This is a genomic window from Komagataeibacter xylinus, assembly GCF_004302915.1.
In the GTDB taxonomy this organism is placed as follows: domain Bacteria; phylum Pseudomonadota; class Alphaproteobacteria; order Acetobacterales; family Acetobacteraceae; genus Komagataeibacter; species Komagataeibacter xylinus_C.
This window is the reverse complement of the sequence record NZ_QQBI01000003.1, coordinates 18,192-43,939: the sequence shown is the minus strand read 5'-3', so window position 1 is coordinate 43,939 and position 25,748 is coordinate 18,192. Positions and strand designations below refer to the sequence as shown.

The following is a 25,748-nucleotide window of genomic DNA, read 5'->3' as shown; positions in this document are numbered from 1 at the left end:
GCCGGGAATTAAGCGGTGCGGGGCGTGTCAGGCAAGCGGGCTTCTATCATATCGGCCAGAAGGCGGGCGGCATCAGGGCGGCCAAGGCGGCTTGCGGCCTGCGCCGTGCGGGCCAGCAGGTCGCGGTCAGCCAGCAGGGTGGTCAGGCGCTGCGTGAGTGCCGGGGCGGTAAAATCAGGCTGGCGGATCATCCACGCAGCCCCCGCATCAACCAGCGCCTGCGCGTTGGCGCCCTGTTCATCACGCGCGGCAATGGGCAGTGGCACCAGCAGGGCAGGGCGGCCCGCCACCGCCAGTTCCGCCACCGATGAGCCACCCGCGCGGCCAATCACCAGATGTGCTGCGCGCAGCAGGCCGGGCACGTCATCAAGGAAGGGGGCGATGGTGGCGGGAATGCCCGCCGTTTTATAGGCTGCCTGCACGCGCGCCACATCCTCCGCGCGGGCCTGCTGGGTCACCTGCAGCCGCGCGCGCAGCGCGGGCGGCAGGGCGGCGAGGGCTTCGGGCACCACGTCGCTGAACACGCGCGCGCCGAGCGAGCCGCCCCACACCAAAAGGTTGAGCACGCCGTTGGAGGGTTCATAGCCTTCCCCGCCCAGTGCCGCGATGCCAGGCCGCACTGGCATGCCGGTGAGCGTTGTGGGCACGCCCGCGGGCACGCCCGCCACGGTGGGGAAGGAGGTGGCAATGCCATCCATGCGCGGGGCCAGGAAGCCATTGGCCTTGCCCAGCACCGCATTGCCTTCATGAATGAACAGAAGCGGGCGGCGGCTTTTGCCCAGCAGCCAGCCGCCAAGCAGCGGCGGCACGGAAGGGTAGCCGCCAAAGCCGATGATGGCGGCAGGACAGATGCGGCCAATAATACCGCGTGCCTGCACCGTGCCCCGCGCCAGCGCCAGCGCCGCCCGGCTGGCCCGCATCAGGCCGCGTCCGGCAATGCCAGCGCCCGGCAGGACGAACTGCTGGCGGCCTGCAAAGACGCCACTGTTGCGCCCGCCCGCGCGCTGGTCGGTCATGAGCATGATGTCATGCCCCCGGCGCACCAGCTCGCAGGCCAGCGCCTCGGCAGGGAAGAAGTGGCCGCCGGTGCCCCCGGCTGCGATGGCAATGCAGTGTTGGGTCATGACGATCCTCTCGGTGCGGGGGTAGGGGCTGGCGTAAACTGCCCGAAGCGGGTCTCGTTGGGCCGGTTGCGGGTCAGCGCCAGCACCAGCCCGATGGTCAGCGCCACCGACATGGCCGATGAACCGCCATAGGAAATGAACGGCAGCGTCATGCCCTTGGTCGGGATGAGGTGCAGCGTCGAGCCCATGTTGACAAAGGCCTGCAGCCCGAAGCCCGTCACCAGCCCCGCCGTTGCCACCGCAATGAAGGGATCGTTCTCGCGCAGCAGCTTGAGCAGCGTGCGGATGACGATGGTGGCGAACACGCCAATAATGAACAGGCATACCAGCATGCCGAATTCCTCGCCCGCCACCGCGAACACGAAATCGGCATGCGCATCGGGCAGCAGGTCCTTCACCCGGCCTTCGCCCGGCCCGCGCCCCAAAAGGCCGCCATTGCCAAAGGCGCGCAGCGCGGTATCGATCTGGTAATGGTCACCCACGGCAGGGTGCAAAAACCGCTCCACGCGCGAGCGCACGTGCGGAAACACCATATACGCGCCAATGAACGCCGCCACCATGCTGGCCACGCCCGCGCCGACCAGGAACAGGCTCAGCCCATCGACAAAGAGTTGCGCCAGGAACACGGTGGTGATCACGCTCAGCATGCCGATATCAGGCTGAGACTTGAGCAGCAGCAGCACGAGCGCGAACAGCCCCAGCGCCACCAGCAGGCCGGGCAGATACGGTCGCGTCCTGCGCTCGGTCAGCAGCCAGGCGGTGACCACGGCAAAGAAAGGCTTGAGGAATTCGGAGGGCTGGACCGACATCATGGGCAGCGCGATCCACCGCCGCGCGCCCTTGATCTCGATGCCATGCACAAGGGTCATGAAGGTGGCGCCAAGTGCAAGTGCGAAGCCGATCCACCCCATCAGCCGCACCCCGCGCAGCGAAAGCAGGGAGGTTGCGCATACGATGACGGCCGCAAGCACCAGAAAGACGACCTGCTTGAAAATGAACATGTCGCGCGAGGCACCAATGCGCACCGCCACCGCCGGGCTTGCCGCCAGCATGAGGATATAGCCGAACCCGATCAGGATACCCACGCAGATCAGCGTGACCCGGTCGATGCTCCGCCACCATCGCGCCAGGTGCGAGGTGTTTATGCGCGACAGGTTGCTCATTGCGCGCGGGTGCCCTCCGGGTCGGCCGTAAGGGCCTGCACAAGGGCTGCAAACCGCGCGCCACGGGCTTCAAAACCGCTGAACTGGTCAAAGCTCGCGCAGGCGGGCGAGAGCATCACCACGTCCACGCCCAGCGCGCGGGCGGCCTCGCGCGCTTCGGGCACGGCGCGCTCGAGGGTTTCGACAATGCGGCACGGCACCTTGTACTGCGCAAGGGTCCGGGCCAGCACCGGCGCGTCGCGCCCGATCAGGAGCGCCAGCGCCACGCGCCCGAACAGGGGCGCAAGCGGCTCGATCCCGCCCGCCTTGGCCGTGCCGCCTGCAATCCACACCATGCGCTCATGGCAGGCCAGCGCGCGGGCCGTGGCATCGGCATTGGTGGCCTTGCTGTCATTGATGAAGCGGATGCCCTCCACGCTGCCTACCGTTTTCTGCCGGTGGTCGAGTGCGCTGAAGCTGCGCAGCGCGCCCTCCACCGCAGCCCGCGGCAGGCCCAGATGCAGCGCCATGGCGGTGGCGGCGGCCGCGTTCTCGCGGTTATGGGTGCCGGGCAGGTCGGGCACGTGGGTCAGGTCGGCAATCACGCCGTGGCGGTCGCACAGCGCCTGTGGCGGCGTGCAGTAGAAATCGCATTGCGGTATGTCCGCGCCGCTGATGCAGGCCACGGTCGTGCGGGTGGGCGCAAGCTGGCGGTTCAGGCTGGCGTAATTAGGCAGGGTGGCGCCCAGCACCGCCAGGTCGCCCGGCTCCTGATGGTCGAATACATGCATCTTGGCCCGCGTGTAGCCGGTCATGTCACCATGGCGGTCGAGGTGGTCGGGGGTGAGGTTGAGCAGGCAGGCGGCATCGAAATGCAGCCGTTCCAGCCGCTCGAGCATGTACGATGACATTTCGAGCACGTACACCCCATCATCGGGCAAAAGCGGCAGGCTGAGGGCGGCCGGGCCAAGGTTGCCACCAGCCGCTACCGGAATGCCGCCACATGCCAGCATGTGCGCCAGCAGCACGGTGGTGGTGGACTTGCCATTGGTGCCGGTAATGCCAGCGAAACGCGCCCGCCCGCCCGCCGCCCGCACCGCGCGGAACAGCAGTTCGGCATCGGACAGGATCGGCACGCCCGCATCCATCGCCATGCTCGCCAGCGGGTGCGGGCTGGGCAGGTGGTGCGGAATGCCGGGCGAAAGCACAAGGGCCGCGAGCCCCAGCATGTTGGCAAAGGGGGCGACCTTCAGCCGTTCATGGGTGGCAAGGGCCGCGCGGGCCTCGGGCCGGTCATCCCACGCCTGCACGCTCGCCCCCATGGCCAGCAGGGCGGCAACGGCAGCATTGCCGTTACGGCCCAGCCCCGCCACGCCATAATGGTGGCCCGCGAACAGGGTGGGGGGGAAAGTGCCGCTCACCGCAGTTTCAGCGTGGCCAGACCACACAGCCCCAGCACGATGGACACGATCCAGAAGCGGATCACGATCTTGGATTCCGCCCAGCCCTTTTTCTCGAAATGGTGGTGCAGCGGCGCCATCAGGAACACGCGCCGCCCGGTGCGCTTGTACCAGAACACCTGGATGATGACCGAAAGCGTTTCCACCACGAACAGCCCGCCAACGATGCACAGCACCAGCTCATGCTTGACCGCAACGGCCACGGCGCCCAGCGCGCCACCAAGGGCGAGCGAGCCGGTATCACCCATGAACACGGCGGCAGGCGGCGCGTTGAACCACAGGAAGCCCAGCCCCGCGCCCACAAGGGCGGAGCAGAACACCCCAAGCTCGCCCGTGCCGGGCACGGCGTGCAGTTGCAGGTAGTCGGCAAACACATGGTTGCCCACGAGGTAGGAGATCAGCGCGAACACCAGGGCCGCCACAATGACCGGCACGATGGCCAGCCCGTCCAGCCCGTCGGTAAAGTTCACAGCGTTGCCAAAGCCGGTGATGGTGATCATGGCGAATAGCGGAAAGGCGTAGCCCAGCGGCAGCAGCAGGTCCTTGACGAACGGAAAGGCGAGGTGGTTGGCAAGGTCGGGCGGCATCATGTGCTCGAGCCAGATGCCACCGATCAGCGAGGCCCCGAACTCGCAGCCCAGCCGCATGCGCTTGGACACGCCATCGGTATTGCGGCGTGAGAGCTTGAGGTAGTCATCGGCAAAGCCCACCGCGCCAAAGGCCGCGGTGGTGAGCATGACGGCCCATACGAAGCCGTTGGTCAGGTCCGCCCACAGCAGGGTCGAGCCGAACAGCGAGAGCAGGATCAGTACGCCGCCCATGGTGGGGGTGCCGACCTTCTCGATCAGGTGGCGCTCCGGTCCGAGCTTGCGGATGGGCTGGCCGCCGCGCTGGATGCGGCGCAGCTGCGCAATCAGCGGGTTGCCCAGGCACAGGCTGATGACCAGTGCGGTCAGGCACGCAGCGCCCGAGCGGAACGTGATGTAGCGGAACAGGTTGAGCACGGAGGTATGGGCCGTGGCATGGTGCTCGAACAGGTCATAGAGCATCAGGCCGGTCCCACCCGGGCGTCATCGGCCTTCAGGGCAGCAACGACATGGCGCATGCGGCTGCCGAGGCTGCCCTTGACCATGACCGTGTCGCCCGCGTGCAGGGCAGTGCGCACCAGGGGGGCAAGCGTGGTGGAATCCGGCGCCCAGGCCCCGCGTAGGGCAGGGGGCAGGCTGTCAAAAAGTATTTTCATATTCGGGCCGCAACAGAAGACAGCATCCGCGTTGGCGCGGACGGCAGGGAGGAGGGAGGCATGCTCATGCCGCGCAAACGCGCCGAGTTCAAGCATGTCGCCCAGCACGGCGATGCGCCGCCCCGTGGCAACCAGCCCGAGCAGGTCGAGTGCGGCACGGACAGAGGCCGGTGAGGCGTTATAGCTTTCATCCAGCAGGGCAACCTTGTCATGCATCACCTTTGCAAGTGCGCCGCGGCCTGCGCCGGGGCGGAAGGTGGCAAGGCCCGCCACGGCACGGGCCATGTCAGCGCCCGCCGCATGCGCTGCCGCCAGTGCCAGCATGGCGTTGTCAGCCATGTGCCGCCCCGGCGCGTTGACGCGCGCCATACCCTGCCATGCAGGCAGGCGCAGATAGAATCCGCTACCATGCGCGTCGGATATCACATCGCTTGCCTGCACGGCGCAGTCAGGCGTGTGTCCGACCCACCACAGCGTGGCTTTCATAAGTTCGGCAATGCGCTTGAAATATTCCGACCCCGTAACATTTACTGGTACGATACCGGTCCCGTTGCCACGCACTAGACCCAGCAGGATTTCTGCCTTTTCGCGCGCAATGGCATCCTGGCTACCCATCAGCCCGAGATGCGAGGATGCAACCGTCGTCACCACAGCAACATCCGGGCGTACCATGGCGGCAAGCGGCCGGATCTCGCCTGCATGGTTCATGCCGATCTCGCACACGCAATAGGCACTTGCGGCAGGCAGGCGGGCGAGCGTGAGCGGCACGCCCCAGTGGTTGTTATATGACGCCACGGCGCAATGGGTCGGCCCGCATGCGCTGAGCGCGGCATGCAGCATGTCCTTGACCGAGGTCTTGCCCACGCTGCCGGTCACGGCCAGCATGCGGCCTGCAAAACGCGCGCGGGCAAAACGGGCCATGCCCTGCAGGGCGGCCAGCGTGTCATCCACCTTCAGAATGCGCGGGTCATCACCACAGGGCTCATGCGCCACCACGGCGGCAGCGCCCGCGGCAAGGGCTGCGGCGGCATACGCATGCCCGTTGCTGTTCTCGCCAATCAGCGCAATGAACACATCGCCCGGCTGGAGCGTGCGGGTATCGATCGAAACGCCGGTGCCATCAATGGTCACTGCGCCGGAGGGCGGAAAACGCCCCGATGTCGCGGCCTCAAGGTCCGCGCGGCTCCATAGCACTGTCATTCAGTCCCCGTCAGGCCACGGATTACCGTGGCATCATCAAATGGCAGCACCGTATCCCCCACGATCTGCCCCTGTTCATGGCCCTTGCCCGCCACTACCAGCACGTCGCCCGCGCCCAGCATGTCCAGCCCCGCCGCAATGGCCTGTTTGCGGTCGCCAATCTCGATGGCGCCGGGGCTGGCTGCCATGATGGCCGCGCGAATAGCGGCAGGCGGCTCGCTGCGCGGGTTGTCATCGGTCACGATCACGGTGTCGGCCAGTTGGGTGGCGGTGGCGCCCATCACGGGCCGCTTGGCCCGGTCACGGTCGCCGCCCGCCCCCATCACGATCACCAGCCGGCCCGGCGTGTGGGGGCGCAGCGAGTGCAGCAGGCGGGCGATGGCATCGGGCGTGTGGGCAAAATCGACATAGGCGGCGGCCCCGCCCGGCAGCACGGCGGCGCGCTCGAGCCTGCCACGCACGCCATGCAGGTGCGGCAGGAGGGCAAGTGCGCGCGCGGGCGCATCTTCCGCGCGGCCTGAAAGGGCTGCGGCCATGAGCAGGTTATCGACCTGAAAGCGCCCGACCAGCCTTACGCTGAGCGCGCATTCCCCTGCCGGGGTGGCAATGCGCAGGTCCTGCCCCATGGGGGTTGCGCGGGCGGACAGCAGGCGCAGGGTCTCGCCCTGCGTGCCGGTGGTGCGCAGCACGAGGTTGCGGCGTTGGGCAATGGCGCGCACGGCAGCACAGGTCTCGCCGTCCATGTCCGCATTGAGGGCTGCAATGCCGCCTTCGGGCAGGATCGTGTCGAACAGGCGCAGCTTGGCGGCACGGTAATGCGCGGTGGTGCCGTGATAGTCCAGATGGTCGTGGGTGAGATTGCTGAACCCCGTGGCATAGGGCGTGATGCCATCCAGCCTGCGCTGTTCCAGCCCGTGCGATGACGCCTCGATGGCGACATGCTCCACGCCCCCCGCCGCCATCGCGCCCAGCAGGCGCATCAGGCTCACGCTGTCGGGCGTGGTGAGCACGGGGCCGCAATCAGGCAGTGGGCAGGGGGCCACCGCGCCCAGCGTGCCGATGGTGCCTGCCTGCAAGCCCTGAAGCGCCCAGATCTGGCGCAGGAATTCCGCCGTGCTGGTCTTGCCGTTGGTGCCGGTTATGGCCGCGATACTGGCGGGCAGGCGCGGGGCGAGCGCGCGTGCGATCAGGGCCACCGCACGGCGGCCGTCAGCCACCTGCACGCAGGCAACACCCGGCGGCGGCACGAAATCGGGGTCAGCCTGCACCAGCAGGGCTGCGACGCCATTGGCCACGGCCTGCGGAATATAGGCCCGCCCATCCACCCGCGTGCCACGCAGGGCGGCAAAGATCACGCCGGGGCTGGTGGCGCGGCTGTCTGCCGTGATGGTGGTAATGGTGCCGGTTGTGGCAGGCAGCGCGCGCACGGCGTCCACGCCTGCGCGGTGCAGGAGTTCGGTCAGGTTCATGCCGGTCATCCCCGCTCGCGCTGGTGGTGGGCGGGCGCGCGCCCGGCTTCATTGCGGGCATGCAGGGCATGGCTGGCCGGTGTTGCCTCGGTCACGTCACGGGCGGCATGGGTGCGGGTGGCGGCGCGGGGCGCTGCTTCATGCTCGTGCTCATGCAGTCTGGCCGTGCCGGGGTCGTAGCCCGGCCCGAGCGCGCGGTAGCCACGCGGCACGGCAGGCCGCATGGGAATGGCCAGCGAGGCCTCGATCGCGGCTTCATGCTGCGTATCGGGGAACAGCCCGAGCATGGGGGCGACGCGCGTTATCATGTGGGCTGCCGTGGGGGCCGCGTTCCACCCCGCCGTGGTCCAGCCATGGGTCTGGGCGGTGGGCTTGGGGCTGTCGAGCATGACATAGATGGCATAACGCGGCGCGTTCATAGGGAAGATGCCGGTAAAGGCCGAGACGTTGACATGCTTGAGGTAGCCGCCATGCGCGCCGATCTTTTCCGCCGTGCCGGTCTTGCCGCCCACGTAGTAGCCCGGTGATTCCGCCTTCTGCCCCGTGCCCTTGGCCACGTCGAGGCGCAGGATCTTGCGCAAAATGTCGGAATTGGCAGCCGAGATCAGGCGCTCCGCATCCGCGGGCATGGCGGTATCGGCAGCAGCATCGGCGGGCGCATCCGTGGTGGCGGGGCTCTGGGCCGCGACAAGGGTCGGCCGGAGCAGGAAGCCGCCATTGGCCGTGGCCGCCGTGCCGCGCACGATGGAAAGCGGCGGCTCCGCCACGCCATGGCCGAACGCCACCGTCATGGTGGTCGAAACCCCCCAGTTATGCACGGAAGGGATGATGGGCCGCCCGGCCTCGGGCAGTTCGATCGGCACGCGCGAGAAGAAGCCCATGCGCCGCAGCCACTCCTGCTGGCGGGGTGCACCCGCATCGAGTGCGATATGGGCGGCGGCGGGGTTGGAGGAATAGGCCATGACCTCGGGCAGCGACAGCCACGGGGCGAAATGGTCGTTCTTCATGTCCGATATGGTAAAGCGGCCGATCTTGATGGGCGTGCTCGAAAAACTGTCCCAGATATGGGCAACGCCTTCCTGCAGTGCCATGGCCACGGTCTGGAGCTTGAAGGTCGAGCCGGGCTCGTACATGCCCGTCACGGCACGGTTGAAGCGTGAATCGGCGGCAGCGTGGCCAAAGTCGTTGGCGTCATAATCGGGCAGGCTCACCATGGTGATGATCTCGCCGGTATGCACGTCCATCACGATGGCGCACGCGCCGATGGCCTGGAACATGTCCATCGCGGACTGGAGTTCGTCATGCACCACGTTCTGCACGCGCACGTCGAGAGAGAGGCGCAGGGGCTGGCTGTCGCCATCAAGGCGCTTGTCAAAATACCGCTCGATGCCGGCCACGCCGTGGTCATCGATATCCACCCCGCCCAGGATGTGGGCGGCCACGCGGCCCATGGGGTAGCGGCGGCGCTCGCCGGGTTCGAAATAGATGCCGGGAATGCCGAGGTTGTTGATGGCAAGTTCCTGCGCGGGCGAGATGTCACGCGCCAGATAGACGAACTGCTTGTTCAGCGACAGGCGGCGCTTTGTCTCGGCCTCGTCCAGGCTGGGCAGGGCCTGCTTGAGGCGGTGGGCGGCATCACTCGCGTCGATCATTTCCTGCGGGTTGGCATAGACCTGGGCAACTGGCAGCGACATGGCCAGCACCTGCCCGTTGCGGTCGGTGACCGAGGCCCGGTGCACCTGTGGCAGCACCACGTCGCCCGCGATCATCCCCTTGGGGTCGCTTTTGGGGATGGGGGGCACCTGCGGCGCGATCTGCTGCTGCTGTGGCGGCAGGGGGTTGATGATCGTGGCCAGTGTCAGCTTGAGCGCAATGGCTGAGAACAGCAGGCAGAACCCCCCGGCCACAACCACCAGCCGCGCATGCATGCGGTCCTGCGCCATAAGCGTGCGCAGGCTCCCCCCGGGGGGAGCCTGTCCACCTCTGTCTGGCTGGTTGCTCGAAGGATTTTGCATACGGGTTCCGGGCTACAGGGCCGGTAGGAAAAGGGCGATCAGTTGCTGACGGGCACCGGCGGCGGCAGGCTCGTTACATGCGGCGTGCCCAGAGAACTGCCGCCCATGCGCGGCGGTGCGGTGGGGCGCCATGCCGCCTCGGCTATGTTCTGGCTGCGCGGGTGGTAGCTTGCAGCGGCCATGTGGACAGGGGTGATCATGCTCTCACGCGGGCTGGGTGGCAGGTGCACGGGCTCGGCGGCCGCCATGCGCTCGGGCAGGCGGGCGTGCTCGGGGGCGGCGGCATGCACGGGCGCGCGCGGCTCGATCTGGGCCATGGCGCGGGCCAGCCCGTCATGCTGGGCCGTCGGTTCGCTGTGGCGGGGCGGGAGGGCCGCCATGGCGTGCTCGACATGGGCTGGCGTTGCGGGGGCTGCAATTGCGGGCAGGGCTGCCACGGCCTCATGCACGGGCGCAGGGGCGACATGATCGGCGGCAAGGGTTGCGACCATCGTGGCGCGGGGGACGGGCACGGGGTGGTGCGAGGGCACGCCAACAGGCGGCAGGTGGGTGCCGAGGGCCGACATCTGCACGAACTGCGTGGGCGAGACGGGCTGGAGCCCCTTGTCATAACGGCTGGCCAGCGTGCCAAGCCGGTCGGGCTGGTTCAGCATGGCCCATTCGGCGCGCAGCATGGCGGTCTGCGCGCGGGTGCGCTCCGTCTGCTCCACGATCTGGGCAATCTGGTGGTCGAGTGCTGTGGTCTGCTGTTTCTTGTTATAAAGGAACAGGCCGGACACGGCCGCCACCATGGCAAAGAAAAACGTTACAAACCGACTCATGCGGCAGGTTCCGATGCTGCGATGGATGGGGAGGCAATGCATTCCATCGCGCGCAGTCTTGCGCTGCGTGCACGTGGATTACGATGGGTTTCTTCCGCGCCCGGCCGGATGGGGCGTCCGGTCAGGAGCCTGAATCCGGTGGGGCCCGCGCGCTCGGTCATGGCGCGGGGGTCATGGCGGGAGGGGGCGGGCACGCGGCCTGCCGCGCGCAGCATGGCCTGCTTGACCAGCCTGTCCTCCAGCGAATGGAACGAGACGACAACCAGCCGCCCGCCTGGCGCCAGCAGGGCGGGGGCCTGTTCCAGCACGGCGCGGATCTGGCCCAGCTCGTCATTGACGTGAATGCGCAGCCCCTGGAACGTGCGGGTGGCGGGGTCGATGCCCGAACGGTCGGGGCGCACGACCGAGCGCACCACGTCGGCCAGCTGGGTCGTGCGCAGCAGCGGGGCCTCGGCGCGGGCGCTCACGATGGCGCGCGCCACCCGGCGCGACAGGCGCTCCTCGCCATAATGGTAGATGATATCGGCCAGTTCCTCCTCGGGCAGGGTATTGACCACGTCGGCTGCCGTCGGCCCCGTGTCATTCATGCGCATGTCCAGCGGGCCATCCATGCGGAAGGAGAAGCCGCGCTCGGCCTCGTCGATCTGGTAGGACGACACGCCAAGATCGAGCACGATGCCGTCCACCTTCGCCACGCCCCCTTCAGCCAGCAGGGCCGCCATGTCGGCAAAGCCGCCATGAAGCAGGTGCAGCCGCGTACCGCCATGCCCATCGGGGAAGGTGGGGGCAAGAGCTGCGCCACGCGCGATGGCGGCGGGGTCGCGGTCGATGCCCCACAGCTGGCAGTTGCTGCTGGCCAGGATGGCGCGCGCGTAGCCGCCACCGCCAAAGGTGCCATCCACGTAACGACCGCCATCATGCGGGGCGAGGTATTCCATCACCTCGGCCAGCATCACGGGTACATGGCCGGGGTCGTGCGGGGGGAAGGGGCCGTTCATGACGGCGTGCCCGTGGCGGGCGGCATGCCCCGGCCAGCGGTGAGGCCGCGGGCGCGTAGGCGGGCATCGGCCCGGCGGGCGCTCGCTGCCTGCGGCTCCCAGATCTGGAAGGTGCGGCCCAGCCCCATGAAGGTGGCCTGGTCGGTCAGGCCCGCATGGGCGCGCAGGGATTCGGGCAACAGGATGCGGCCTTCGCGGTCCGCCTCGAACGGATAGGCATCGGCATACAGGGCGGTGGCCAGGTCGTCATGATCTTCGGAAAAAATGTCCATTTCATCCAGCGGGCGGGTCAGTGCGGCAAAAGCATCAGCGGGCCATGCCTCGAGGCAGGGATGCAGATGGGACGGACGCAGGATGGCCAGCGGCTCGCCCGATTTGGCCCGGGCACGCAGCGCGGCACGGAATGCGGAGGGAATGGAAACGCGCCCTTTTGCATCCAGCCGGTTCTGGTGTGTGCCCAGGAATACACTCACGCTGCGCGATGCCCTCCCTCGGCAAATTTAGAAAACCCAGTGATCAGCCCCCGTGGCGCCTGTGACCGCGCCCCTTTCTGAATCTGGTGTGAGCATGGGATAACATGGGATTTTATGGGGGGTCAATTAAAGATGCAGGAAAGATGGTCGAAAAATACCGTTATTGCAGCACAGGTGAGTGAGGCGGCATGTAAAACTGTACCGGGCGCACGCAATATGGCGGGAATGTGCCTTGTTTATGGTTTGTTCTTTAGCGTTAATACTTGTAAACAACTCTGGGTAGAGCGCCCCGCCCAAAGCGGTTGAATTTACAGGATTGGGGAAAATGCCAGACGGTCTGTAAGCCGGGTTCTGTCCGCCCCTTGCGGGGCGGGACGATCATTCCTCTGCGATGCGCATTGCTGCGCACCTGACGCGACCAACCCGAACGACAGGGCGGAAAAACCCCTGATGGCGCCTTGCGGCCCATCCGCCGTTCCTATTCGGTCTTGCTCCCGGTGGGGTTTGCCCTGCCATCCATGTTACCATGCATGCGGTGCGCTCTTGCCGCACCGTTTCACCCTTGCCCCCAACGTCGCCCGCATTGCTGCGCGCGCCGCCGTGAGGGCGGTCTGTTTTCTGTGGCACTGTCCCTGGGGTCGCCCCCGCCGGCCGTTAGCCGGCACCGTTTTTCCGTGGAGCCCGGACTTTCCTCCATCACGTGTATGACCACGTGGCAGCGACCGTCCGACCGTCTGGCATGCGGAAACTGGCGGTGCATGCGCGCAGCGTCAAGCGATAAATGAGGGGGCCTGTGTTCTTTCAATCCGTTTTCCTGCCGGAAAGGCGCTCCATGCCCGATTCAACCGCCGCATCCCGCCCTGGCCTGCTCACCCGCGCCTTGCTGGGCGGCATGCACTGGTGGCACGCGCGGCGGCGTAGCATCGAGCCCCACACGCTGGAGGACATGCGCCGCAAGCTCGACCGCCCATGTTTTCCCATGGGGCTGTCCTCGCTGCAGGTGCGGCGCGTGATCGACTGCCGCGTGCCGGGGCGTGACGGCCTGCTGGCCGCCCGGCTTTATGTGCCCTATGGGCGGGTGCATGGGGTGGTGCTGTTCATGCATGGGGGCGGGTATGTGCATTGCGGGCTGAACTCGCATCACGGCATATGCTGCAGGTTGGCGCGGCAGTCAGGGGCGGCGGTGCTGTCCATCGATTACAGCCTGGCCCCCGAGAACCGCTTTCCCCATGCGGTGGAGGATTGCTGGGCGGCATTGCAGTGGCTGGCGGGCGAGGCGCATCGCTGGGGCGGGCCGATTGCTGTTGCGGGTGACAGCGCGGGCGGCACGCTGGCTGCCGTGCTGGCCCAGATGGCGCGTGATCGGGGCGGCCCGGCGCTTGCCATGCAACTGCTCTATTACCCTTCGCTGTATGGGGAGCGTGACGTGCCCTCCCGCGAGGCCTATGCCACGGGCTACATGCTCTCCACCAAGCTGATGGAATGGTATGCCGAGCAGTATATCCGCACGCCAGCGGACCTGCATGACCCGCGGCTCGCGCCTATTTTCGCGTCCTCGCTCGCTGGCCTGCCGCCTGCCGTGATCGGGCTGGCGCAATGCGACCCCCTGCATGATGAAGGCACCGGCTACGCCCACGCACTGCAGCAGGCGGGAGGCCGGGCCGAAACCCGCACCTGGCGCGGCACGGTGCATGGGTTCCTCAATTTCTACGCCTTTCTGCCCGCTGGCCGTGCTGCCATAAAATATGGCGCCCATGCCCTGCGGCGCGTGCTGCGGGGGCAGGGCTGAAAAACAGGGGCAGTTTCCGGGGAAGCGGCTTCGATCAGGACATCCGGGCTGAAGGCGGCGCGGTATCAGGGCTTCCTTGTGGTAACCTGCACGACCTTAATGGGTGCCTTCTATTTTAATTTCAGTATCGCTTTTGATATTATTCATGAACACATTGAAACCTTGGGCAACTTTCGATATCGCCTCATGGCCCATGTAGTCGCTATCATAATAATATATACAAGCGTCGCCTTTCTTTTTCATCAGAAAGTATGCGCCGCAGCTGCCAAGCGCAAATGGAAAGAAATATTGTGATGTCTCGTCGTCTGCCATGATGGAGGCATGATTGGCTATGTCTTCTATTTCTATAAAATATCGAACATAAGAACTTTGCTGTTCGGAAAGGTCATAATATCCATTCCTGATTTCAGCGCCGTTATGCCGCCTGATGAACTGTAGATATTCGTTATTGAAAATGGCATCGATACCAGCCTCCACTGCCGCTATTTCCTTTTGGGACGGCATGGATTTTGCGTGGCTGATCTTTATCATTCTCTCGGCCGGAGAAAATAATCGCTGCCCTTTTCAGGGCAGCGGGTGGAACATGCCGGGTGACTGCCAGTCGGTCAGCGCCTTCTGGTCCAGCCGGTCGATGCGCAGCGTGAACAGCAGCGGCAGCGTATTACGGTCACCGGGGCATTTGCCGGAATGCTTTTCCATGACCTGAATGCGGGTGGCATCGGCCGGGTCGTTGCCATTGACCACAAACAGCAGGCAGTCCTTCGCATCCGCCGTCATGCCGTTATGGGTGACGATCGTGCGGAAGTGCTCGACAAGGGCGGTATTATCGAACCAGCTCGTGCGCGAGAAGGTCAGCTTGTCGGCGGCCTGGTCCAGCCACCCCATGCGGCCCACGAGGATGACGAGGGCCGCCATGGGGATGAGCATGAGCACGCGGCGGATGATACGCTGCTTGAGCGTGACCGGCGCACGCCTGCGGCTCAGGCGCGGGGGAGAGGGTGGGGTTTCATTGCTCATGCGGCGGTTATTTCTTCATGTCCTCGTGCCACAGATGGCCCGACTGCGAGAGCAGGTTACGCGCCCCTTCCGGGCCCCATGTGCCTGCGGCATAGGGTTCGAGCGGGGCCTTGTTCTCGCGCCAGCCCTGCTCGATGGGGTCGATCCAGCGCCATGCGGCAGCCACCTCGTCGCGGCGGATGAACAGGATCGGGTCGCCGCGCACCACATCGAGCAAAAGGCGCTCATAGGCATCGGGGTAGCGGATGTTGAAGGCTTTCTCGAACTCGATGTTGATGTCGGCCTGGCGCAGGGCCAGGCTGTCGGTAGGGGTGGGGTCCTTGGTCGAGACCGACAGCATCACCCCTTCATCGGGCTGGATGCGGATGATCAGGCGGTTGGGCTCGGGATTGTTGCTAAAGATCGAGCACGGGGCCGACTTGAACTGGATCACGATCTCGCTCGACTTTTCCGCCATGCGCTTGCCCGAGCGCAGGTAGAACGGCACGTTGCCCCACCGCCAGGTCAGGATCTCGGCTTTCAGCGCCACGAAGGTTTCCGTCTCGCTGGTCACGCCTTCGCCAAGGTCTTCAAGGTAGCTGCCTACCGTGCGCTCGCCAATGGTGCCGCGCATGTACTGCCCGCGGGAGGTATAGATGGCCACGTCATCGGCCGAGATGGGCTTGAGCGCGTGCAGCACCTTGAGCTTCTCGTTGCGTACGCTGTCGGCCTCGAGCGAGACCGGCGGGTCCATCGCCACGAGGCACAGCACCTGCAACAGGTGGTTCTGGATCATGTCGCGCAGCGCGCCCGAGCGGTCGTAATACGCGCCGCGCCCTTCCACGCCCACGGTCTCGGCGGCCGTTATCTGCACGTATTCGATGGCGTCGCACGTCCACAGCCGCTCGAACACCGGGTTGGCAAAGCGCAGCGCAATCAGGTTCTGCACCGTCTCCTTGCCCAGGTAATGGTCGATGCGGAAGATATGGTTCTCGGGGAAGTGGCGGCCCACGCTGTCATTGATGGCCTCCGCGCTGGCGAGATCGGTGCCGATGGGTTTTTCCAGCACCACGCGTGACTGTTCGGTCACCAGCCCCTCGCGGCTCAGGTTCTCGCAGATCTGGCCATACAGCGCGGGCGAGGTGGCAAGGTAGTAAACCCGGATGCGCGTTGCGGGCACCGCGTCGAGCAGGGTCTTGAGGGTGGGCCAGTCGCTATCGGCCTGTGCGCCGTTCAGGCTCACGTAATGCACCATGTTCACGAAGCGCTGCACCGTTGCCTCGTCCAGCGCCTCGGGCTTGACGTGCTCGTGCAGGGCTTCTGTTGCGCGCTGCTGGTAGTCCGCGCGCGAGAGCGGCGAGCGCGCGGTGCCGATGATGCGCGAGGCATCGGGGATCTGCCCGTCACGGTAGCGGTGATACAGCGCAGGCAGCAGCTTGCGCATGGTCAGGTCGCCCGTTCCGCCGAAAACGATGTAGTCAAAGGTATCAACGGGGGGAAGATGTGCCATCGAACGTGGGCCTCCTGCCTGTATCTGGTGCCCCGCATGGCCGGGCGGGCATGCTTGACGTATGCGGACATGACGCGAAAGCGGCATATGGGGTGCAGCTTCGATTACGGCCCGGCTCTCCGGCCTGTCAAGTTGGCATTGACCAGCGGGCGGTGGCGCGATAATCCCGCCGTTCCATCCCGTCGCCTAGTGACATTCCCTTCATGTGCGCGCGGGCGGGAACGGCGCAATCACGATATCTGGAGAAACCTGCCATGAATGCTGACAATTTCGAGGCGGACGACAACCCCGCCGCTGTTGGTGGTATCGCAGCCGATCGCCTGCGCAGCATCATCGAACGCGTTGAGCGGCTGGAGGAAGAGCGCAAGGCGCTTGCGGGCGATATCAAGGATATTTTCACCGAGGCGAAGTCAGCAGGCTTTGACGTGAAGGTGATCCGCCAGATCATCCGCCTGCGCAAGCAGGAACCGGCGGAAGTGGAGGAGCAGGAAACCCTGCTCGACATCTACCGCCGCGCGCTTGGCATGTAACCCGCATAGGTTGTAGGATCGTCCTTCCAACGCCCTTTCCGGCCGATGCGTGGGCTGGCCATGGCCGTGCCGGGGCACACTGTCCGTTCAGGTTGCACGCTGCATGATGTCATCGCTTTTCCCGCAATGGATGCCCGCATGGGCGCAGGCCGTGCTGCTGGTGGGCGGCATGCTGTTCACTCTGTTGTGGATGCTGGTGCCGTTTGCCGTGTTTGGCGTAAAGGGGCGGCTTGATAACCTGGCCATCCAGCTTGATGACCTGCAGGCCGAGCTGCGCGTGCTGGCGCTGGGCCTCAATGGACAACAGACGGCACAGCCCCCGGTCGTGGCAGATGCGCTGGCCGACCGGGCACCCACGCCAGTCGATGCGGCTCCCGTATGGGAGCCCGCCCCCCCTGCGCCGCCTGCCGACAGGGGGGAGACAGGGGGCGATGCGCGTGACATTCCCGCTTATGAACGCCGCGTGCCGCGTGCCCAGCCCGCTCCGCCGCCCTCCCGGCCTGTTGAGCCTGCCCCCATGCCGGCACAGCGCGGGCCTGCGGAAGACGATGGCTGGCCGCCGCCGCCGCGTGGGCCAGCGCCCGCCCAGCCTTACGTGCCCCGTCGCCCCGAGCCATCCTATGATGCCGAGGCGGAACCCGGCCTGGCGGAGTGGAGCCGTGAGCCGGTGCGGCCTGCCGCCCCGCGTGTAACGCCTGCGCGCCCGGTCCGGGCTTCGGTCTGGCAGCCTGAGCGCCGCGCGCGCGCCGAGCCTACCCTGCGCTGGCCGCCGCGCCCTGAATGAGGGCGTCGTTTTTTAAAGGTCGGGATGGTTTTGAAGCTTTTTGAAAAAAGCTTCACCAAAAACTTCTGTTTTTATAGGCGGCTTGCTGGCCGGGTCAGCCCATCAGGCTTTCCATTTTTGCCAGCAGCACGAGATCATCGCGGTGGATCAGTTCATCCGCACCCTGCCAGCCCAGCAGGGTCTCGATCTCATCTGACTGGTGGCCCGCGATGCGCCTTGCCTCGTCCGCCGCGTAGGCGGCCAGCCCGCAGGCAATTTTCTGCCCGCTCCGGTCCACCACCGCGATCATGTCGCCACGATCAAAATCGCCGGTCACGTCGGTCACGCCTGCGGGCAGCAGGGAAGAGCCGCCTGCCAGCGCCCGCACCGCGCCATCATCAATCACCGCCTGGCCCGCGGGGGTCAGGCTGCCTGCAATCCAGTTCTTGCGTGCCGAGCGGGCATCGGCTGCGGGCAGGAACCACGTGCAGCGGCCGCCATCGCGCAGGCGGGCAAGCGGGTGCAGCCCTTCGCCTTTTGCAATGGCCATGGCGCAGCCTGCCTGGGTGGCGATGCGGGCCGCCATGAGCTTGGTGCGCATGCCGCCCGAGGAGTAGCCCGGCGGGGGGGCGCCGCCCATGGCCTCGATGCTGGTGGTCAGCTCCGCGATCACGGGCAGGTGCCGGGCATCGGGGTTGGTGCGGGGGTCGGCGGTGTACAGGCCGTCAATATCCGACAGCAGCACAAGCTGGTCGGCATTGATCATCTCGGCCACGCGCGCGCCAAGGCGGTCGTTATCGCCAAAGCGGATCTCGGTGGTGGCGATGGCGTCGTTCTCGTTGATGATCGGCACGCAGCCCAGGCCGAGCAGCGTGTTGAGCGAGGCCCGCGCATTGAGGTAGCGGTTGCGGTTTTCGGTATCATCAGGGGTGAGCAGGAGCTGGGCCGCTGTTATGTCGAAGCGCGAGAGCGCATCGGTCCAGGCCTGCGCCAGCCGGATCTGGCCAACGGAGGCGGCGGCCTGTTTTTCCTCCAGCCGCAGCACGGGGCGCGTCAGCCCGAGCTGGTGGCGCGCCAGCGCAATCGCACCCGATGACACGACAACGACTTCCGTGCCCTGCGCGCGCAGGGCAGCGATGTCCTGCGCCACGCTGTCCAGCCAGGGCTGGCGGGGGGCCGCCTGCTGCGGGTCCACGATCAGGGCGCTGCCAATCTTGATGACAACGCGCCGCGCATGGCTAAGCTGGGGCAGGGCGGTCTCGGTCATGCCTCGGGGGTCTCCGCTTTATGCTGTTCGGCCTGCTCGGCGCGGTTGCGCGTCACGTCATCTTGCAGGCGGCGCAGCACGGTATCGACATGCATGTGCGCAACCGACGACATGGTCATGATTTTCTGCCCGCTTGCCTGCTCAAGGGCGGTGACACGCTCCTCGATTTCCTCGGGCAGGAGGGCGTCGATCTTGTTCAGCACGATGATCTCGGGCTTGTCGGCCAGGCCGCCGCCATATTCGCGCAGTTCGTGGCGGATGGTGCGCCATGCGGCCACCACCTCCTCCGTTTCCGCCGTGCCATCGATCAGGTGCAGCAGCACCGCGCAGCGCTCGACATGGCCCAGGAACCGGTCGCCCAGCCCGCTGCCTTCATGCGCGCCCTCGATCAGGCCGGGAATGTCGGCAATCACGAATTCTTCCGTCACCGACAGGCGCACCACGCCAAGCTGCGGGTGCAGCGTGGTAAACGGATAATCCGCAATCTTGGGCCGGGCGGCCGATACGGTGGACAGGAAGGTGGACTTGCCCGCATTGGGCAGGCCAACCAGCCCTACATCGGCAATCAGCTTGAGCCGCAGCCACACCCAGCGTTCCTCGCCCGGCCAGCCCTTGTCGGCCCGGCGTGGGGCGCGGTTGGTGCTGGTCTTGAAGTGCGCGTTGCCGCGCCCGCCATCACCGCCACGGCACAAAAGCAGCCGCTTGCCCGCCACATCAAGGTCGCCGAGCATGGTCTCGCGGTCTTCATCAAAGATCTGGGTGCCGATGGGCACCTTGATCACCACCGTCTCGGCGGCAGCACCTGTGCGGTCGGAGCCTGCGCCATTACCGCCCTTGCGCGCGCGGAAATGCTGGGTGTAGCGAAAATCGATCAGGGTGTTGAGGTTGTCGACCGCCTCGAAGATGATGTCGCCGCCACGGCCGCCATTGCCACCGTCCGGACCGCCAAATTCGATATACTTCTCACGGCGGAAGGCCACGACACCGTCGCCCCCGTCGCCGGATTTTACATAGATTTTGGCCTGGTCAAGAAACTTCATTGCCTGCGATCCGGTTGGGGCGAGAATGCGTGCCCCGTATGCATGCATGATACCAGAAAATGGCGTGCTGGCGTCATACGAAAAAGGGGGCGGCCAGAATGACCGCCCCCTTCAATTCGGGTAATCCCGTCGTGGCTAAGGCGCGTGCCTTATTCCGCTGCCAGCGGCAGGGCTTCCACGGAAACGTGCACGCGGCCTTCAGCGCGGCGCACGAACTTCACATGGCCATCCACGAGGGAAAACAGGGTGTGGTCGCGGCCAACGCCAACATTCACACCGGGCTTCATCTTCGTGCCGCGCTGGCGCACGATGATGTTGCCTGCGACGACGCTTTCGCCGCCAAACTTCTTGACGCCAAGACGACGCCCGGCGCTATCGCGCCCGTTACGGGACGAACCGCCTGCCTTTTTTTGTGCCATTGCCTGAACTCCTTAAAACTGAAATCTCTGATCGAACCTGCCCGGACCCAGGGCCCGGAGAGGGATCAGGCGGCGTTGATCGCGGAGATGCGCACCACGGTCACCGGCTGGCGGTGGCCATTCTTGCGGCGGCTGTTCTGCCGGCGGCGCTTCTTGAAGATGATGACCTTGGCCAGGCGGTCCTGCGCGATCACGGTTGCCGTGACGGTCGCACCCTTGACGGTGGGCGCGCCAATGGTCGTGCCGCTTTCGCCACCAACGGCGAGAACCTGGTCGAACGTGATGGTGGCGCTGGCTTCGGCTTCCAGCTTCTCAACCTTCAGGACGGCATCTTTCGCAACGCGGTACTGCTTACCGCCGGTACGGATAACTGCAAACATTCTCTATCTATCTTTCCGATCTCTTGGCGTGCGCGGCATTGCGGGAATGCAGGCGGCACGGCCCAGTCGCTTTTTTCTATTGGCCACATTGCAGCGGCGCCCCGTCCGCGCGGGGTGAATGCGGGCTTTTACTGGCTGCGGGGGGCGAGGTCAATATTTTTATGGTGCCGTCGAATAGCGCAAAAAGACCCCTTGCGTGGGGGCGCGTGCCACCCTATAAGCCGCTGCATCACCGCGTGCAGTTGGAGAGGTGCCGGAGCGGTCGAACGGGGCGGTCTCGAAAACCGTTGTGCGTGCAAGCGTACCGTGGGTTCGAATCCCACCCTCTCCGCCACTGCATCGCGTGTGTTTTCCCCAATTTAAATTGCTGGTTTGCGCCATTGAGGCAGCAGTGCCATCGCGCGCGTCAGGTCGTGAAACACGGGCGTGACGTGCGGTGCGGACTGCCTTCACTGTTTTTACGAATGTTGACGGTGAGCGTAAGGGCACCCGCCAGACTGCACGCCCTGTTGCGCGCAAGGACGGCAAGAGCCGCTATCTCTTGATAAAACATGATCACGCGCGGGAAAATGTTCCGTCGACGGCCACCGAAAATTTTCGGGCTGGTTCCGTCAGGTAGTCCCGCACCTCCGGGCTGGCTGGCGAAACCATGTATCCGGTTTCCAGATCGCCCAGAAGCACGGACTCTTCGCGCGGGCGGAGCCGCCAGTGGAGTGCGATCATTACGCATAACGCGGCGTCCAGCTTGTCCTGATCCTGCTTTCGTGGCCGCGCGATCTTGCCACAGGCGAGGCACCATTCTGCCAGTTCCTTGCAGCCCAGCAGATGTGCCTGTTGCGCGGCAGTGGCCGCTACGCGGTTCCAGTCGTCCAGGCGAAAATTTTTTGTGCGGGCCGGGTTATATTTAGGAGCGCTTAACCGCCCGAAGAACCCGTCGCCTAATGAAGCCAGTGCAAGAGCCGGGAAAACTTCGATCAGATAAAGTCCGTTGGTTGCCAGCCGGGCCGCCTCGGGCTGTTCGCGTGCTTTCAGCGCGTTCAGGAAGCGCCAGATTGGCGAAGCATCGCAGAACATGCCTTTTCTTTGCCGGTTGGACGGCTGTACGCCGCCGCCAAGCCAACTGACGAGCGAAGCCGCTACACGCTCTACCGGGCGCATACTGGTCAAATTTGGCACTCTTGTCGGCTGGTCCAGCGCTATGAGTGTGGTGCCATTACCGCAGGCAGGGCGGACGTTTTGTATGAAAGCGAGCGCCTGGTCAAAGGACACTAATTGCGGGGCATGAAACTGCACCGGATACCCATTTTCGATGCTGACAGCGCAAATGGCTCCGGGGGCTTTCGGATTATCTGTCCATGCGGAATCAAAGCCGACGTAAATATCCATAATGGTTTTTTTAACCCTGCCATTGCGCTAGGCGCGGATGGAGTGCGCATCATCACGCATGGGCTGGTTACGGCATTGCGCGTGTTTTTTTCTTATATTCCACCCATCTCGCGGTCATGCACCTTCGTGCCGCCCGCATAGGTCGCGCGGATGCTGCGGTCATCGCCCAGCATCATCAGCGTGAACAGAAGATCGGCCGTGCTGTCGCACATTTCCGTTCGCTGGGCCTGCACTGGCGTGGCCTTCGGGTCGAGAATGCACAGGTCGGCGTCCATGCCCACGGCCACCGTGCCGATCCGCCCATCAAGATGCAGCGCCTGTGCGCCGCCCTGTGTCGCCAGCCAGAAGGCCTGTACGGGGTGCAGGCGGTGGCCGTTCATCTGCGCGATCTTGTAGGCCTCGTTCATGGATTGCAGGTGTGACAGGCTGGTGCCTGCACCAATATCGGTGCCAAGCCCGGTGCGCACCGGGCGTTTTGCATCCATGACGTCAAACAGCCGGAAGGCCCCGCTGCCCAGGAACAGGTTGGAGGTGGGGCAATGCGCCAGCGCGCAGCCGCTGGCATGGCAGCGGCACAGATCGTGCTCGTCCACATAAATGCCGTGGCCCATCACGCTGCGCGGGCGCACCAGGCCCGCGCGGTCATACACATCAAGGTAGGAGCGGCTGTCGGGGAAGAGTTCGGCCACCCACGCCACCTCGGCCCGGTTCTCGGCCAGATGGGTCTGCATGAACAGGCTCTCGTCCTGTGCCAGCAGCGCGCCGGCCAGTTCAAGCTGTTCAGGCGTGCTGGTGGGGGCGAAGCGGGGGGTAACGGCATAGAACTGGCGGTTCCTGCCATGCCAGCGGTCGATCAGCGCGCGCGATTCATCATAGCCGCGCTGGGCGGTATCGCGCAGGAAGTCGGGCGCGTTGCGGTCCATCAGCACCTTGCCCGCCACCATCAGCGTGCCCAGCCGGGTGGATTCGGTAAAGAACGCATCGACCGATTGCGGGTGCACGGTGCAGTACACCGCTGCCGTGGTGGTGCCGCAGCGCAGCAGCTCGCGCAGGAACGTGCGTGCGACTGTCGCGGCATAGTCCTCATCGGCAAAGCGGCGCTCGGTGGGGAAGGTGTAGCGTTCCAGCCATTCCAGCAACTGCTCGCCATAGGCCGCGATCATGGGCAGCTGCGGGTAATGGACGTGGGTATCGATAAACCCTGCCGAGATCAGGCAGCCCCGGTAATCGGCCACGTCGGTGCCGGGCGGTAGGTGGGCGCTGGTTTCGCGGTAGGGGCCGACATGGGTGATGCGCCCGTCGGTAGCCAGGACCAGCCCGTCAGGTTCCTCCACCAGCGCATCGGCAGGCGGCATGAGGAACGGGTTGCCCCGAAAGGTGACGATATGGCCGCGAAGGGCTGTGTGGGCCGGGGGCGTGGGGGCAGGGGTCATGTTGGCTCCATCTCCCTGCCGGTCCGGGCGTTATGTCAGGACATCTCGCTGGTGCGGTAAGGCTGGGAGGCATCAAGGAAGGCGGCGTTGGCGCCAAGTTCATAGGAAATGACCAGCAGATACGCAATGGCGCGGGTGATCTCGATGCGCGATGTAATGTTGCCTTCCGTCGCCTCGAGCCGGCGCAGGCTGCGCGTGGCCCCGCGTGCCACGCGTGCGGTGCGGCCAAAGCGCCCGTACCGCCCGCTGAACTGCGACATGCGGTTGAGGAACAGCTCGATGGCGCGATCGGCCGCGGGTGGCAGTTGCCCACGTTCGAGCACCGTGCGCAGCCGGATGATGTTCAGCCCGATGGTCATGGCCGAAAGCGTGCCCTGCAGGTAGGCCTCGATGGTGGGCGTGGGCGTGGGGCCTGCATGGCGGATCAGGCGCGAGAAGCGGTCGGTATTGCGCCCGATCCATGACTGCGTGCGCGGCATGGGCTGGGCGGAGGCCAGGTGGCGCAGGTCATGCAGCGTGCGGTTGCGCATGCGCCAGCGTTCTTCGTCATTATCAAAGGGCAGCACCGCGCGGAAGATCAGCACCGCAAAGCCGATGCTGCACAGCAGCGCGAAGGAAGCGTTAAAATAGGCGATCTCGTTGAGGCGCGTCTGGTTGCCCGGTCCCACGAGGTTGGGCAGGAACAGGCAGTACGAGGCGGCGGCCCCCGCCGTGGCCGGGTTGCGCGCGGCAAGCCCGCCCGCGATCATGGGCAGGGCAAGGACGGCTGCCAGCATCTCGAACTCGGCCGGGCGCGGCAGGAACAGCAGCACCAGAAAACCCGAGACCAGCACCGCCCAGCACGCCCCGCGCAGGAAGTTCATTGTGCCCACCACCGGGTTCTCGCGCGTGGCGAACAGCCCGCAGGTCACGGCCACCATGGTGATGAAACCGATGCCGTTGGCCCAGGCCGTGACCTCCCATATCAGTGCCGAGGCGCCGATGGCCACGGCGGCGCGGATGCCGTTATAGGCCGCTTCCTTGAAGTCGCGGTGCGCTTCGATGCGGAAATGGAAATGATCGCCCCTGATCTCGTGCTGGCTGGCGTCGAACTCGGCAATGGCCTGTTCAAGTTCGCCCAGCAGTTCATCAAGCGCGTTGTGCAGGATGCGGCAGTTCAGCAGGTCGTCCACCTCGGCGGTCTCGGTGGTGGACTGCATGCTGATTTCATGGCCCAGCGCATCGATGATGCGCTGGCGGCACACGCCGCGCAGGTCCTGCAGGTCCTGCTGGATGTGCGGAATTTCGGAATCGTTTTCCAGCCGCGCGGGCACGCCCAGCAGGAAGGTGCGGGTAAGCAGCGAGGTCTCGGTAAACTGCTCGTTGGTGGTTTCCAGGGCCTTGATGCGCGCCATCATGCCCAGGCCGCGTGAAAGCAGCACCGACACGGCCGCCAGGGCCGCGCGCGCGTGGTCGCCCTCATGCCCGTGCGGGCCCATCTCGACTTCACTGAACTCGATCTGGTCGTTGATGCTCAGGATGGTGCCGAACAGGGCGCGAGAGCGCACGAAGGCTGCGTCATCGCCCGCGAGCAGGTTGGCCACGGCATCGGTGGAGCTGCCCAGCGCCATCTGGATCTTCTGGCGCATGTTGCGCCGCGCGCTCGAGGCGAGGTTATGCGCGAACAGCACCGCCACCAGCGTCTCGCACGTAATGCCCAGCACGATATAGGACGTGCGCGACATGGTGATCATGAAGATGTTGTCAGGGTCGCGCGTGGCGGCGAGCGCGATGATGGCGCAGGTATAGCCCGAGAGCACCAGCGCGTAGGAGCGGAAGTTGCGCACCAGGGTCGCGCACATGCAGCACAGCCCGATCCATATGCTGATGGCGGGAAAGAACAGCCATGGCGCCTGCGGAAACGAGCAGACCAGGATCACCGCGCTGATCGCGCCAATGGCGGTGCCCACCAGTCGCCACCGCGCCTTGGAAAGGCTTTCCCCGCGCGAGCCCTGGGCCACGATCCACACGGTCATGGCGGCCCATGGCGGGTCATCGAGTTCCATCCACATGGCGATCGTGAGCGCCATCAGGGCCGCGACCGTGGTGCGCACGGCAAAGGCCAGCGCTTCAGGCGTGGGGGCGTAGAGCCATTTCAGGCCGCTCATGCGCGCATAGCCTGGCGCGCGGATGGTGGGGAAATGCTTTCCGCTGAAAAGGCGGGTCAGGAAAGAGGGCAGAAGATTGAGGTCTGCAGGCACGATATACGGCTTCCGGCGGCAAGGGGCCCCATACCCATAACCCATCTTGG

23 protein-coding genes, 1 tRNA gene and 1 other RNA gene are annotated in these 25,748 nt (G+C 65.6%); 4 read left to right on the top strand and 21 right to left on the bottom strand.

What is annotated here, in order from left to right; all coding sequences use genetic code 11:
• Positions 1-8: 8 nt before the first annotated feature.
• From DV027_RS02950 to rnpB, 11 genes are all read right to left on the bottom strand, one after another.
• Positions 9-1,124, bottom strand: coding sequence for a UDP-N-acetylglucosamine--N-acetylmuramyl-(pentapeptide) pyrophosphoryl-undecaprenol N-acetylglucosamine transferase (locus tag DV027_RS02950; RefSeq protein ID WP_130730468.1), 1,116 nt, complete (start codon positions 1,122-1,124; stop codon positions 9-11).
• Positions 1,121-2,287, bottom strand: a complete 1,167-nt coding sequence (locus tag DV027_RS02945) for an FtsW/RodA/SpoVE family cell cycle protein (protein ID WP_130730467.1) — start codon at positions 2,285-2,287, stop codon at positions 1,121-1,123. The genes DV027_RS02950 and DV027_RS02945 overlap by 4 nt, the downstream gene beginning before the upstream one ends.
• The gene (gene murD, locus DV027_RS02940) at positions 2,284-3,687 is read right to left on the bottom strand and encodes a UDP-N-acetylmuramoyl-L-alanine--D-glutamate ligase (RefSeq protein WP_130730466.1); all 1,404 of its coding nucleotides are present in this window, start codon (positions 3,685-3,687) and stop codon (positions 2,284-2,286) included. The genes DV027_RS02945 and murD overlap by 4 nt, the downstream gene beginning before the upstream one ends.
• A complete protein-coding gene (gene mraY / locus DV027_RS02935) occupies positions 3,684-4,775 on the bottom strand; it encodes a phospho-N-acetylmuramoyl-pentapeptide-transferase (protein WP_130730465.1) in 1,092 nt (363 codons plus the stop codon). Before mraY ends, murD begins: the two co-directional genes overlap by 4 nt.
• Positions 4,775-6,169 carry a UDP-N-acetylmuramoyl-tripeptide--D-alanyl-D-alanine ligase gene (locus DV027_RS02930; RefSeq protein ID WP_130730464.1) on the bottom strand — a complete coding sequence of 465 codons (1,395 nt, stop codon included), beginning with the start codon at positions 6,167-6,169 and terminating at the stop codon, positions 4,775-4,777. Before DV027_RS02930 ends, mraY begins: the two co-directional genes overlap by 1 nt.
• Positions 6,166-7,638 (bottom strand): UDP-N-acetylmuramoyl-L-alanyl-D-glutamate--2,6-diaminopimelate ligase, encoded by a 1,473-nt coding sequence (locus tag DV027_RS02925; RefSeq protein ID WP_130730463.1) that lies wholly within the window; start codon positions 7,636-7,638, stop codon positions 6,166-6,168. The genes DV027_RS02930 and DV027_RS02925 overlap by 4 nt, the downstream gene beginning before the upstream one ends.
• A gap of 5 nt (positions 7,639-7,643) precedes the next feature.
• Positions 7,644-9,653, bottom strand: coding sequence for a peptidoglycan D,D-transpeptidase FtsI family protein (locus tag DV027_RS02920; protein WP_130730462.1), 2,010 nt, complete (start codon positions 9,651-9,653; stop codon positions 7,644-7,646).
• A gap of 38 nt (positions 9,654-9,691) precedes the next feature.
• On the bottom strand, positions 9,692-10,474 hold the full coding sequence (gene ftsL, locus DV027_RS02915; protein WP_130730461.1) for a cell division protein FtsL: 783 nt from the start codon (positions 10,472-10,474) through the stop codon (positions 9,692-9,694).
• A complete protein-coding gene (rsmH, locus tag DV027_RS02910; protein WP_130730460.1) occupies positions 10,471-11,472 on the bottom strand; it encodes a 16S rRNA (cytosine(1402)-N(4))-methyltransferase RsmH in 1,002 nt (333 codons plus the stop codon). Before rsmH ends, ftsL begins: the two co-directional genes overlap by 4 nt.
• The gene (gene mraZ, locus DV027_RS02905; RefSeq protein WP_130730459.1) at positions 11,469-11,945 is read right to left on the bottom strand and encodes a division/cell wall cluster transcriptional repressor MraZ; all 477 of its coding nucleotides are present in this window, start codon (positions 11,943-11,945) and stop codon (positions 11,469-11,471) included. Before mraZ ends, rsmH begins: the two co-directional genes overlap by 4 nt.
• A 324-nt stretch (positions 11,946-12,269) precedes the next feature.
• An RNA gene (rnpB, locus tag DV027_RS02900) (RNase P RNA component class A) lies at positions 12,270-12,683 on the bottom strand.
• A 94-nt stretch (positions 12,684-12,777) separates the two neighbouring features.
• On the opposite strand from rnpB, the gene DV027_RS02895 reads away from it, so the two are divergent.
• The gene (locus DV027_RS02895; RefSeq protein ID WP_130730458.1) at positions 12,778-13,734 is read left to right on the top strand and encodes an alpha/beta hydrolase; all 957 of its coding nucleotides are present in this window, start codon (positions 12,778-12,780) and stop codon (positions 13,732-13,734) included.
• A 96-nt stretch (positions 13,735-13,830) separates the two neighbouring features.
• Here DV027_RS02895 and DV027_RS02890 read toward each other — a convergent pair whose 3' ends face one another.
• Genes DV027_RS02890 through zwf form a run of 3 tightly spaced genes read right to left on the bottom strand, consistent with a single transcriptional unit; the run spans position 13,831 to position 16,240 of the window.
• Positions 13,831-14,265 (bottom strand): SMI1/KNR4 family protein, encoded by a 435-nt coding sequence (locus DV027_RS02890; protein WP_130730457.1) that lies wholly within the window; start codon positions 14,263-14,265, stop codon positions 13,831-13,833.
• A gap of 33 nt (positions 14,266-14,298) precedes the next feature.
• Positions 14,299-14,751: a hypothetical protein gene (locus DV027_RS02885; protein ID WP_130730456.1), complete on the bottom strand. Its 453-nt coding sequence runs from the start codon at positions 14,749-14,751 to the stop codon at positions 14,299-14,301.
• A gap of 7 nt (positions 14,752-14,758) precedes the next feature.
• On the bottom strand, positions 14,759-16,240 hold the full coding sequence (gene zwf / locus DV027_RS02880) for a glucose-6-phosphate dehydrogenase (protein WP_130730455.1): 1,482 nt from the start codon (positions 16,238-16,240) through the stop codon (positions 14,759-14,761).
• A 254-nt stretch (positions 16,241-16,494) separates the two neighbouring features.
• Here zwf and DV027_RS02875 point away from each other — a divergent pair, with 254 nt between their 5' ends.
• Entirely contained in the window at positions 16,495-16,770 is a 276-nt protein-coding gene (locus tag DV027_RS02875) for a DUF2312 domain-containing protein (protein WP_061275776.1), read from the top strand.
• A 103-nt stretch (positions 16,771-16,873) separates the two neighbouring features.
• Positions 16,874-17,554: a hypothetical protein gene (locus DV027_RS02870; RefSeq protein ID WP_130730454.1), complete on the top strand. Its 681-nt coding sequence runs from the start codon at positions 16,874-16,876 to the stop codon at positions 17,552-17,554.
• Positions 17,555-17,648: 94 nt separating this feature from the next.
• Here DV027_RS02870 and proB read toward each other — a convergent pair whose 3' ends face one another.
• The 4 genes from proB to rplU form a co-directional block, all read right to left on the bottom strand.
• On the bottom strand, positions 17,649-18,800 hold the full coding sequence (gene proB, locus DV027_RS02865) for a glutamate 5-kinase (protein WP_130730453.1): 1,152 nt from the start codon (positions 18,798-18,800) through the stop codon (positions 17,649-17,651).
• On the bottom strand, positions 18,797-19,840 hold the full coding sequence (obgE, locus tag DV027_RS02860; protein WP_130730452.1) for a GTPase ObgE: 1,044 nt from the start codon (positions 19,838-19,840) through the stop codon (positions 18,797-18,799). Before obgE ends, proB begins: the two co-directional genes overlap by 4 nt.
• A 149-nt stretch (positions 19,841-19,989) precedes the next feature.
• Positions 19,990-20,259, bottom strand: coding sequence for a 50S ribosomal protein L27 (rpmA, locus tag DV027_RS02855; protein ID WP_130730451.1), 270 nt, complete (start codon positions 20,257-20,259; stop codon positions 19,990-19,992).
• A 65-nt stretch (positions 20,260-20,324) separates the two neighbouring features.
• Entirely contained in the window at positions 20,325-20,639 is a 315-nt protein-coding gene (gene rplU, locus DV027_RS02850; protein ID WP_130730450.1) for a 50S ribosomal protein L21, read from the bottom strand.
• Positions 20,640-20,883: 244 nt separating this feature from the next.
• Here rplU and DV027_RS02845 point away from each other — a divergent pair.
• Positions 20,884-20,973, top strand: a tRNA-Ser gene (locus DV027_RS02845).
• Between the two features lie 221 nt (positions 20,974-21,194).
• Here DV027_RS02845 and DV027_RS02840 read toward each other — a convergent pair.
• From DV027_RS02840 to DV027_RS02830, 3 genes are all read right to left on the bottom strand, one after another.
• Positions 21,195-22,025, bottom strand: a complete 831-nt coding sequence (locus DV027_RS02840; RefSeq protein ID WP_130730449.1) for a DUF429 domain-containing protein — start codon at positions 22,023-22,025, stop codon at positions 21,195-21,197.
• A 92-nt stretch (positions 22,026-22,117) separates the two neighbouring features.
• Positions 22,118-23,458: a guanine deaminase gene (gene guaD, locus DV027_RS02835; RefSeq protein WP_130730448.1), complete on the bottom strand. Its 1,341-nt coding sequence runs from the start codon at positions 23,456-23,458 to the stop codon at positions 22,118-22,120.
• A gap of 35 nt (positions 23,459-23,493) precedes the next feature.
• The gene (locus DV027_RS02830) at positions 23,494-25,698 is read right to left on the bottom strand and encodes an FUSC family protein (protein ID WP_130730447.1); all 2,205 of its coding nucleotides are present in this window, start codon (positions 25,696-25,698) and stop codon (positions 23,494-23,496) included.
• Positions 25,699-25,748 lie beyond the last annotated feature (50 nt).